Source organism: Neobacillus drentensis, from assembly GCF_036966985.1.
Taxonomy (GTDB): domain Bacteria; phylum Bacillota; class Bacilli; order Bacillales; family Cytobacillaceae; genus Neobacillus; species Neobacillus drentensis_E.
This window is the reverse complement of record NZ_JBALSN010000448.1, coordinates 3,217-4,599: the sequence shown is the minus strand read 5'-3', so window position 1 is coordinate 4,599 and position 1,383 is coordinate 3,217. Positions and strand designations below refer to the sequence as shown.

The following is a 1,383-nucleotide window of genomic DNA, read 5'->3' as shown; positions in this document are numbered from 1 at the left end:
TGTCTTTTTGTGGTGCCTGACACCAAAGGGTTTTTACACCAAACCTTTTTACACCAAACGTTTTACATCAAATCAGTAGTTAACAAATGCATCTTCGGCTTTGACGGTTTCTTTTATGACTTTGTTGTCTTTTAGCCACTGGGCTGTTTTCTCCCATGTTTGCGGGTCTTGGTAGCCGAATGGTTTTTCTTTGGCGTCCATTAGCGGGAGGAGGATTTCTAAGCTTTTGGTTTCGACATCCTTCTCTAGTGGTGATGTTTTATCTTCATGGTTCATTAATGTCGAAAGGCCCTCTTCAGGATGCGCCTCCACATATTTTTGACCTTCTGTGATTGCCGCCATAAACTTTTTAAACACCTCTGGCTTTTCTTTTAATCCCTTCTCACTAGCAACCAATACTAATTCATAATAATCTGGAACACCATAATCAGCGGGATTCAGTGTACGCATTGGATGGCCTTCTTTTTCTAACAATAATTTCTCGTGGTTAATATAGCCGCCGATCAGGGCATCTGTTTTTTTCGTTGCCATCGCAGGAATAAGATCCCAGCCAACATCCACCATTTTTGCCTTCTTAACATCTCCACCATCGGCTTTAAGCATCGTTCCTACTATCGCTTCATCCAACGGAATAGATGGATAACCAATCGTTTTCCCCGCTAAATCCTTAGGGGATTGAATCGGGCCATCTGCATGTACCATTAATTGATTTAGCGGGTGACGGACAATCGCACCAAATGATTGAACAGGGATATCTTCACTACGTGCCACGAGCACCTGTGGTTGATAACTCATCGCCATGTCGATTTGATTAGCTGCCACAAGTTTAAGCGGATCATTTGTATCTGCTGGCATTTGAATATCAACATCTAAACCCTGTTCCTTAAAATATCCCTTCTCCTCAGCTACAAAAAGAAACGAATGCACCGCATTTGGATACCAATCCAGCATTAAGCTTACTTTCTGAAGCTTCTCGTTCGAAGCAACATTTTTCTCAGCGGTTTCTTTCCCACAAGCACTTAATATTAGTAATATTAAACTTACCAGAATCAAAAAACTCTTTTTCATCTTTACGTTCTTCCTCTCTAGTTGAAGCGATATTTATTTTTCAAAACCTGTTTTTCCAATAAACCAATTAATAGAAATAATACGATTCCCAGCATGGATAAAAGGAATATCGATGCAAATACGGCATCTGCCTGTAAATTACCAGACATTCTCCGACTAAAATATCCTAAACCTTCACTTGCACCCAGCCATTCACCAATCGTTGCTCCGACGACGCAATAAACGACAGACAACTTCAAGCCGGAAAAAATAGCTGGCAATGCCATCGGCAGTTGAATTTTTTTAAAAATTGTCCAGCGGTTCGCACCCATCGTT

The 1,383-nt window shown here is 40.9% G+C and carries 2 protein-coding genes; both read right to left on the bottom strand.

Annotated features, from left to right (window positions below; translation table 11 throughout):
- Window positions 1–72 precede the first annotated feature (72 nt).
- The gene (locus V7659_RS24900) at window positions 73–1,068 is read right to left on the bottom strand and encodes an ABC transporter substrate-binding protein (RefSeq protein WP_335542803.1); all 996 of its coding nucleotides are present in this window, start codon (window positions 1,066–1,068) and stop codon (window positions 73–75) included.
- 17 nt (window positions 1,069–1,085) lie between these two features.
- Window positions 1,086–1,383: ABC transporter permease (locus tag V7659_RS24895; protein WP_335542802.1), on the bottom strand; the 298-nt coding region annotated here is incomplete at its 5' end.

Coding starts and splice junctions, on each gene's coding strand:
- V7659_RS24900 (WP_335542803.1), bottom strand. CDS start 1,068: ATGAAAAAGAGTTTTTTGATTCTGGTAAGTTTAATATTACTAATATTA.